This is a genomic window from Vibrio crassostreae (assembly GCF_041439375.1).
Classification (GTDB): Bacteria; Pseudomonadota; Gammaproteobacteria; order Enterobacterales; family Vibrionaceae; genus Vibrio; species Vibrio crassostreae_D.
Map to the genome: position 1 here is coordinate 1 of NZ_JBGONY010000100.1, position 9,306 is coordinate 9,306.

At 46.2% G+C, this 9,306-nt stretch carries 6 protein-coding genes and 1 pseudogene; 6 read left to right on the plus strand and 1 reads right to left on the minus strand.

The genetic code is table 11. The features are described 5' to 3' along the window. Window positions 1-15 precede the first annotated feature (15 nt). From ACED45_RS23225 to ACED45_RS23245, 5 genes are all read left to right on the plus strand, one after another. Window positions 16-1,314, plus strand: coding sequence for a sodium:solute symporter family protein (locus tag ACED45_RS23225; RefSeq protein ID WP_371715128.1), 1,299 nt, complete (start codon window positions 16-18; stop codon window positions 1,312-1,314). Window positions 1,315-1,440: 126 nt separating this feature from the next. Then, entirely contained in the window at window positions 1,441-2,388 is a 948-nt protein-coding gene (locus ACED45_RS23230) for a sugar kinase (protein WP_102479718.1), read from the plus strand. Between the two features lie 20 nt (window positions 2,389-2,408). Next, complete coding sequence (locus ACED45_RS23235; protein ID WP_102479717.1) at window positions 2,409-3,038, plus strand: bifunctional 4-hydroxy-2-oxoglutarate aldolase/2-dehydro-3-deoxy-phosphogluconate aldolase; 630 nt, start codon at window positions 2,409-2,411, stop codon at window positions 3,036-3,038. A gap of 216 nt (window positions 3,039-3,254) precedes the next feature. After that, window positions 3,255-3,908 (plus strand): oligogalacturonate-specific porin KdgM family protein, encoded by a 654-nt coding sequence (locus ACED45_RS23240; protein WP_240699163.1) that lies wholly within the window; start codon window positions 3,255-3,257, stop codon window positions 3,906-3,908. A 77-nt stretch (window positions 3,909-3,985) separates the two neighbouring features. Then, on the plus strand, window positions 3,986-6,436 hold the full coding sequence (locus ACED45_RS23245) for a family 20 glycosylhydrolase (protein ID WP_371715126.1): 2,451 nt from the start codon (window positions 3,986-3,988) through the stop codon (window positions 6,434-6,436). A gap of 100 nt (window positions 6,437-6,536) precedes the next feature. On the opposite strand, the gene ACED45_RS23250 is transcribed toward ACED45_RS23245, so the two are convergent. Continuing rightward, window positions 6,537-8,612: an ATP-binding protein gene (locus tag ACED45_RS23250; protein WP_371715127.1), complete on the minus strand. Its 2,076-nt coding sequence runs from the start codon at window positions 8,610-8,612 to the stop codon at window positions 6,537-6,539. A 208-nt stretch (window positions 8,613-8,820) separates the two neighbouring features. Between ACED45_RS23250 and ACED45_RS23255 the strand changes: the two are divergent. Then, a pseudogene (locus ACED45_RS23255) lies at window positions 8,821-9,255 on the plus strand (response regulator); the annotation flags it as partial. Between the last annotated feature and the right edge of the window lie 51 nt (window positions 9,256-9,306).

Consider the following 9,306-nt stretch of genomic DNA (forward strand, 5'->3'; position numbering starts at 1 on the left):
TATGGGTTTGGAGCTATTAGATCATATCTGTTAACAAAGTGCGATCCCGCCCTGCTATTGCTAGCCCTTTGGTTTGCTCCGGTTCGTAAACTGAACTTCATGACCATGAGTGAAGAGCTGGCTTACTACGTAGGCGCTAACCGAATCGTGAAAAACGTGGTTGGCCTACTTATCTTTATCGCGTCAATCGGTTGGTTAGGTGCGCACATTCTAGGTGGTGGCATGTACCTAGCGTGGATTGCAGACATCGACCTTAACCTTGCGAAAATCATTATTGCAGCGGCATTCACTATCTATGTTGTTATCGGTGGCTACACAGCAGTTGTATGGACCGATACGATTCAAGCAATCATCCTTTTTGCTGGCTTCATCCTAATGGCGGTAATGTCTGTTGATCACATTGGTGGCATGGACAACCTTTACGCTGCGATGGACCCTGCTGCTACAAGCTTTTTAGCAATCGATAAACTGGGCATTCTGCCTGCTGTTTCTCTGGCTGTGGTTATCGGTGTGGGTGTACTGGCAACGCCTTCATTCCGCCAACGCATCTATTCTGGTAAAGATGTTTCAACTATCCGTCGCTCATTCGTCGCTTCTGGTGTGTTGTACCTTTTCTTCTCAATTATTCCAGCAATCATTGGTATGGCTGCTCACGCAATCGACCCATCATTGGATAACCCGAACTACTCGTTTCCTTACGTAGCTGCAACGGTTCTTCCAGTTGGCGTAGGTATGATTGTTCTTATCGCTGGCCTATCTGCAACGATGTCGAGCGCAAGCTCAGATGCGATTGCCGGTGTATCTATCCTACTGCGTGACGTGTACGTGATGTTCACAGGCCGCGTACCAAACAAAGAATCAATGCTGAACTACTCTCGTCTAGCTTTAGTTGTGGTGATTGGCTTCGCACTACTGTTTGCACTGACCTCAAATGACATCATTGGCTACATCACTAAGATGATTTCAACGGTAATGTCGGGCATGTTTGTGTGCGGTATGTTGGGTAAATTCTGGAAACGCTACAACTGGCAAGGTGCGCTTGCAACGCTAGCGGGTGCTTCTGTCGCTTCATTCGTAGTAATGCTAAACGCTGACTACACAGCCTTCTGGGGCAACCCAGTGATTCCTTCATGTCTATTTGCTCTAACGGCAGGTGTGGTTGTGAGCCTAGTGACTCCGGCTAACCAAGTAACACCTGAAATGGCAAAAGCGATTCTTGATGACGAGCGTGCTCTGATGGAGATGGAAATGTCTGAGTCTGGCGTACTTGAAGAAGAAGCGGCACCTCAACGTCCAGCAAATCAAACAAGCTAACTCAACGCTCCGCGGCGAGTCAGTACAGCAAAGTTAGTACGACAAACAGTGGAGTGATTTAGTTAGCTCAGGCTCTGCTTAGCGGCAGAGCCTTCTTCCCCATTTATCTCTATTTTAGGAGCGGCTATGCCTGCATCTTCTCATTTCAATATTGCTTTCTTTGGCGAATGTATGGTCGAAATCAGCGGCTCTCCATTAACCAAAAAGTTTGGCGGTGACACACTTAATACCGCACTTTACCTTTCTCGCTTAACTCAACATCAAAACATCTCTGTGCATTACGCGACAGGGCTTGGCAGTGATGAGCTGTCTCAAGATATGATTGATAGCTGGCAGTTAGAAGGTATTCAAACCAATTTCGTAGAACGCATTGTGAACAAGCTTCCTGGACTCTACATGGTCGAAACCGACGAGACAGGCGAGCGACACTTTCACTACTGGCGCAACGATGCGGCAGTAAAATCTTACTTCCATGCTAATGACTTGAATAAGCTTGAAATCGCTCTGACAGAGAAGCAAGTCGACGCGGTTTACATCAGCGGGATCAGTATCGCGGTTTTGGATGACGCCTCTCGTGAGCGCCTATTCAAAGCCATTAGCGTGTTCTCAAACCAAGGCGGAAAGGTGATTTTTGATAACAACTATCGCCCGCAACTTTGGAGCATCGAGCAAGCTCGACATTGGTATGCCAAGCTACTGCCGCTGGTGGACATCGCCTTGATTACCGAAGACGACGATCTACTTGTCTGGGGGAACTCAGAGAGCGTTCAACAACGCTGCCTCCGTTTGGGGTGCCAAGAGATCGTCATCAAGCGTGGCTGTGAGCCATGCAAGATTGTTCAAGTTGAACAAGGCGATGTTTTTGAGAGTTATGTATCTGCGACTCGTGTTTCTAACGTGGTCGACACCTGCGCAGCGGGTGACTCCTTCGCTGCGGGTTATCTGGCGGCGCGTCTTACAGGTGAGAGCACCAATGATGCAGCTGAACTGGGTCACCAATTGGCTTCTACCGTTATTCAATACTCAGGCGCGATCATCCCGGTAAGCGCTATGAATCACTTAATTAAAAAATAGAAAAACAAAGCGAATTTATTATGTCTCAAGAAATGATCAACACACTTAAGCAGTTCAAAGTTATCCCTGTTATCCAAATCAACAAGGTGGAACATGCGATTCCACTAGCAAAAGTGTTAGTAGAAAACGGCCTGCCAGTAGCAGAAGTGACGTTCCGTACCGAAGCAGCAGCGGATTCGATTCGTGCGATGCGTGATGCCTACCCAGAGATGTGTATCGGTGCTGGTACAGTATTAACGCCAGCGCAGATCGACCTTGCGAAAGAGGCGGGCAGCGAATTCATCGTAGCACCGGGCTTGAATCCAAACACAGTAAAACGTTGCCAAGAGATCGGTATGCCAATCGTTCCTGGCGTAAACAACCCAAGCCAAGTAGAGCAAGCGCTTGAGCTTGGTCTTAACTTCTTGAAGTTCTTCCCTGCTGAAGCGTCTGGTGGCATCAATATGGTGAAATCTTTGCTAGCGCCTTACGTTGATGTGTCGCTAATGCCAACGGGCGGTATCGGCAAACACAACGTCAATGATTACCTAGCGATCGATCGTGTGGTGTGTTGTGGTGGCACTTGGATGGTATCGCCAAAAATGATCGAGAACGAACAGTGGGACGAGATTGCAGTGTTGGTTCGTGAAGCCGTTGAATTGGTGAAATAGCTAAATTTAGAATTTATTAAAATAAATAATAGCTACTGAATATGAGCAGTAGCTATAAATACACTTCATACAATCAAAATAATTAATAAGAAATAAAAAGGTAGTCTCCGAATTTACACCTTTCTGCATATATCAATGTGCGGTGGGTTTTTATAATCATAATATCGGTGAACTATGAAAAAATTACTTCCTTTAACACTACTAGCATTATTACCAATGACCTCAACTGCCGGGGGTTATGTCGATTTAAGGGCAGAGTATCGAAGTACGACAGATCAGTATCGAAGTCGTTTTATTGTTGGTCACCATTTTGATAATGGGTATGGTTTAGAAACACTGACGAATGTTCGACATGCAGCGGGAGCGTATGACGAAACGAAGGTGATTAATACTGAGTTTACCCATTATTACACCTATGCCATCAATGACAATTTTATGCTGAACCCTGGCGTAGTGATGAATTTTCAAGGCTCAAATACCTTCTTGATGCCTTATCTAAAGCTCAACTACAACTTTGACAATGGGCTCTTTGTACATGGCCGTTATCGTTATGACTTTTCGACCGAAGCTTTAGTGAATGACTATGGCAATGAAGAGACAGCAAAGCGAAACCGTTATGATATTTGGACGGGATACAATACAGACAAATACATGATTTCGTATGCCTTTACGTATTTCGACCAGATTACGCATCATACGACAGAGCTTGCAACCGGCGATCTAAATGCCCGCGAGCATACCGTCAAAGCAGTTTACAAATGGAAACCAACAGTGAGGCCATACGCTGAAGTGGTTGATGCGGATACGGTGCAATCTGAAAATGATAAAACGGATTGGCGCTTCCGAGTTGGTGTTAATTTCTCATTCTAAAACAACATAGCCTAGTTATTTTTGTGAATAGGCTCTGATAAATAAAATACAATGAAAGTTATATAGGAAAATTAATAATGAAAAAAACTATATTGTCACTATTGATATCCGGTTCAGTAGTTTCTCCAATGGCGTTAGCAATGGCTCCAAATACAGACTTGAATTTAATGCCTTATCCACAAACTGTGGAATTAAAATCAGGCCAAGTAAAAGTAGATGGTAATTTTAAAGTTTATATCAAAGGCTTTAACTCTGATCGCGTTGAGTACACCGCGAAACGCTTTATCGATCGCCTAGAGCGCCAAACTGGCGTACCGATTTTAAACTGGCAGGTTGATAGCGAAGACGAAGCGAACCTGATCATTGATATCGATGCGGCACCAAAGTCTGAAGTACAAAATATCGACTCTGTAGAGTCCTACAAGATTACCACTCAGGGTGAACAAATCACGTTGAGTGCACCAAGCCCTTACGGTGCTATTCACGGCATCGAAACCCTTTTGCAGCTCGTTGATACGACGGCGACTGGCTACCACATTCCTGCTGTCACCATTGTTGATGAGCCCCGTTTCCGCTGGCGTGGTGTCTCTTACGATACTTCGCGTCACTTCATTGAATTTGATGTGTTGATTCGTCAGCTAGATGCGATGGCGTCGGCGAAGATGAACGTGTTCCATTGGCACTTCTGGGACGACCAAGGCATTCGCATTCAAACGGAATCTTGGCCGCGTCTGTGGTCTGAAACCGCCGATGGCAACTACTACACCAAAGACCAAGTTCGTTACCTAGTTGAGTATTCTCGTAACCTTGGTATTCGTGTGATTCCTGAAGTCTCCTTGCCGGGCCACTCTTCTGCTGTGGCGCACGCTTACCCACGCTTGATGTCAGGTGGTGAAGGTCAAAGCTACGACCAAGAACGTGGCTGGGGCGTATTTGAGCCATTGATGGATCCACTTAACCCAGAGCTCTATGAAATGCTGGGTGACGTGTTCGACGAAGTGACAGAACTATTCCCAGATGAGTACTTTCACATTGGTGGAGATGAGCCGAACTATGCGCAGTGGAAAAACAGCGAAAAGCACCAAGAGTTCATTGAAGAGAACAATATCGATGGTGAGCGCGGCTTACAGTCTTACCTCAACGTAAAAGTTGAAAAGATGCTGGAAGAGCGCGGCAAGAAGATGACGGGTTGGGATGAGATTTGGCATAAAGATCTGCCAACCTCTATCGTGATTCAAAGCTGGCAAGGGCACGACAGCATTGGTCGTGCGGCGAAAGAGGGTTACCCAGGTATTCTGTCTACCGGTTACTACCTAGACCAACCTCAGCCGACTAGCTACCACTATCGTAATGATCCAATGCCAAGCGGCATCACGGTTGACGATAAGCTGAACAGTGGCGAGAAGTTCGTGACTTACCAATGGCAAAAGCCTCGCTCTAAAGGCAGCCCACGTAAGGGAACACTGACCATCATTGAAGCGAAAGACGGTACTTTCCGCGCGTTCAGTGATTACAACGGTAAGTCTCGTGAAGAGATCTACATTCTTGATTATGTGCCGGGCAAAACCTTTGTTGGCCACTTCGATAACTTCATGTCTTACACCGAGTTCAACCTTAACCTCAATCCAAATGGGTTTGCGGAAGGCAGTTATCAGTTAATTGGTAACGTGCGTTGGCCAACCACAGGTGAAGTGATTGCGAGCAGCGATGTAGAAGGCAGCGTGATCCCTGAGCCAAACGGTGGCTACCCTGCGGAGCTAACCGACAAGGAAAAAGAGCTGATTTTAGGTGGTGAGATCACCATGTGGCTAGAAAACAAAGATAGCCTCACGGTAGAAAACTATCTATGGCCACGCAGCTATGCAATTGCAGAGCGTTTCTGGTCGGATGCTGAACTGACAGATGAGCGCAGCATGTACAAGCGCATGAAAGCGATGGATACATGGTCGGAAGTGTCGGTTGGGTTACGTCACCACGCCGATGCTGACATGTTATTGAAGCGCATTGCGAAAGGCCAAGATATTCACGACCTGCGCGTGCTAGCAAAATACACCGAGCCAGCACAGTATTATGCTCGCAACTGGGAGAAGTGGAATTCCACCGAACCTAAGGGCACCTTGTACAGCCAATACGAACGCCTAAACCGCTTCGTGGATGCGCTGCCAGTAGAAAGCTACGCGGTGTATGAGATGCAAGATTTGGTTAACGAAGTCGCGACGGGTAATCAACAAGCGCTTGAGCAACTTGCAGAGCATTATCATCAAGCAAAAGCGGCTGCACTCGCTGCTAAAACTGTCTTCGCAGGTAATGTGTCTTCGGTAGAGACTGTGATTGTCGCAGAGAAAACGGTGGAAGTCGCAGACTTGGGGTTAACCTTGATTGCTAAGGAAAAAGCGGGCGAAAAAGTTCGAGCATCAGACGCGAAAGCCTACCAAGCGATACTGTCTGATTCAGCGAAAATCTACGATGAATCGATCATTGCGATAGTTCGTCCAACGGAGTCACTGCTTAAGCACCTGAGCAAGTAAGCGAGATAGAATAAGTCACACGCTAATAAACTTCTTCAAACCGCCCTCTAGGGGCGGTTTTTTTGTTCCAGAATTCCAATAGAGTATCAGGAACAAAACATCATGTAAGCGACGACTCACTGTCGGCACTCTTAAGCGTTAGCGTGAACGTCATTCCTTGTTCAGGGTTGTTCTTAGCAATTAGATAGCCTTGCATATCGCGCACATTGTTAGCGGTGATGGCGAGTCCGAGCCCGAGCCCTTCACCCATTTTTTTGTTGGTGTGGAAGGGTTCGAAAATGGTTTCTAGTTGGTCTTCGGATACGCCACAGCCATTGTCTTGAACCTTGATGATAACTCGCTGCTGCTCGGTATGAGCGCTGATAACAATGGTTGCTGGTTTCTGATTTTTCGTGGCATCGACGGCATTTCTAAGTAGGTTGCCAAGCACTTGACGAAGCCGCGCCTCTTCTCCCATTACCATCGAAATATTGGAAGCTACACGCACGCGAATATCGACGTTTTCCAATTCGGCTTGATGAATACGTAGGATTTCTTGCAATGCGTCAGTCAGTGAAACTGGGTAGGGCTTTTCAAGTCTTTGAAAGGCGAACGACTTCAATTGGCTGGTCATGTTAGCCATTCTGTCGATTAGGCTCATGACCAAGTCCATGTTCGCTTTCAACATCTTAGTCTCGCCTCTTTCCATCAGTAACTGGTTACTCGAAAGCAGAGTTTTTAGACCGGTAAGCGGTTGATTAAGCTCATGAGTGATCGCACTCGACATCCGCCCTAATGCGGCAAGTTTGCTTGATTCAACCAACTCTTGTTGTGCATCTTTGAGGTCTTGCGTTCGCTCTTCTACCCTCAATTGAAGTGTTTTATTGGCTTCCTGAACCGCGATCTCCGCTTTTTTACGTTTACTGATATCAATCACAGTACACAGGTAATAGGTTGTGGCATGCCAAGGAAAGGGGCTAATAGAGAACAACACCGGGAAGTAGCTGCCATCGCTGCGTCTTGCCATGGTTTCAACACTAGTGATCTCGGCCAGCTCCTGATGTTGCTCTAAGTTCTTCAACAACTGCAAAGTGGTTGAATTCGGGTTACTGGCCTCAAAAAGTTGCCATGCTTTGATGTTGTTGATCATCGAATCAGATAGGCAGAAGTAGTTTTTGGCCATCAGATTAATGTCGTGGATGTGGCCGTATTTATCGATCAGCACAAGTCCAACGTGTGTCTTGTTGATCATTCCAGACAATCGTTTTTCAGATTCTTCAATCAGCTTTTGGATTCGTAGGTTGCTGAGTTTTTTCTGGCGTCTTTGGTAGAGAATGACCAGCAATAGCATGATGAAAAGACAGCCCACCGCCACGCTCCAACTTATCCAGTTAGTGGTTTGATTGAGGCTAGTTAATGGGGTGAGATAGGTTAAACGCCAATTGAGGTCATCTAATTTGATGGACTGAATTAGGTAATCCTTACCTTGCAGTCGCCAAACGCGAATGTGGGTTTGGTCGTACAACTCGCGTTTGGTGGCAGTAGGCTGAGAATTGAAGGTGTCGTTAAACCAGTCAGCACTCAATCGGTTATCACTTGAGAGAAAGAACTGATCGCGAGGGTTCTGGAACAGGACTGCTTCGCCATCAGCAAACCATTGATCAGTCAGCAGCGATAAGTCAATTTGCACCGCAACAATGCCTACCACATCAGCGGCTCGATACACCGGAGCAGCAATAAAGTAATCTGGGGTTACGCCTTTGTTTTTGGTTACTACTGAAATCGCCCCACCTTGCTGGTGGATTTTCGACACAATCGTGCTGGCGTTCTTTTTGCTCAGCTTGCTTCTTTCTACACTCGATACCAACAAATCACCTTCGCCAGAAAGCAGATACCAGCCCTTGGTGTTGGCCGCTTTATCCAGTTGAATCAGCTGTTTCTTAATGCGTTTTTCAAGGCGGGCTTCACCATCAATGAAACGTACACTGGTTTCATCGTTCGTCACTAGGTAGGGCAGATAATAGAAGCGTTTCAGGGTATGTCTGGCTTCGGCAATGTATCCGAGGAAGCGCTGTTCTGCATAGCGTTGGGCTTGTTCGAGCTTCCATTGGCTTATACCACTTTTGGTGGTTACCTGAACCAAACCAATTAATAAACAGGCACATAGGAATAACCAATATCGATTGTTATTCATCATTGCTGATCAAATCCTTTTAAAACTAGTGACTTGAGAAGGTTTTCTGTTTGCTTTTTAAGCGAATGGAGAGTGAGACAAGTTGAAGCTAGCAAACATTATAAAACTGTTAAAGGAGTGTTATTCAAAGTGGGAGCTAGCTCCTTTTCGTCTGCGGATTTTTTACATACCGTAGGCGACATTATTCAGAGGTAAGTGGCGGAACCAAACCATGCAGCGTATAGCTTTGATTGAAGATGATGCAATTGTGCGTCAAGCAACCAGCCAATGGTTACAATTAGCGGGCTTCGATGTCACCGCATTTGAGGTTGGGCAAGATGCGTTAAACGCGGTAGAGCAGGGTGATTTCCAAACCATCATCACCGACGTTCGTTTACCTGATATAGACGGCGTTGAGTTGCTTGCGCGATTTAAGCAGTTAGTACCTGAGGTACCTGTCATCTTGATCACTGGTCACGGTGATGTCGATATGGCCGTGAAAGCGTTACAACAAGGGGCGTATGATTTCATTGAAAAGCCATTCGACCCAGAGCGCCTCTCTCAAACGGTATCTGAAGCGGTCGACAAACATCAAAGTGGCCAAGACAGAAACAGTCGTCAGAACTATCTGGATAACCTGAAGGGTATTGAACAGGTTCTGATTGGCTTTGTTTCCTAATTGGATCTCAGATAGAAACGGCCAGTATGGGTGATTATT

Excerpts from the sequence above, each read along its gene's own strand:
- ACED45_RS23240 (WP_240699163.1), top strand. The coding sequence starts at position 3,255 with ATGACCTCAACTGCCGGGGGTTATGTCGATTTAAGGGCAGAGTATCGA.
- ACED45_RS23245 (WP_371715126.1), top strand. The coding sequence starts at position 3,986 with ATGAAAAAAACTATATTGTCACTATTGATATCCGGTTCAGTAGTTTCT.
- ACED45_RS23250 (WP_371715127.1), bottom strand. The coding sequence starts at position 8,612 with ATGATGAATAACAATCGATATTGGTTATTCCTATGTGCCTGTTTATTA.
- ACED45_RS23235 (WP_102479717.1), top strand. The coding sequence starts at position 2,409 with ATGTCTCAAGAAATGATCAACACACTTAAGCAGTTCAAAGTTATCCCT.
- ACED45_RS23230 (WP_102479718.1), top strand. The coding sequence starts at position 1,441 with ATGCCTGCATCTTCTCATTTCAATATTGCTTTCTTTGGCGAATGTATG.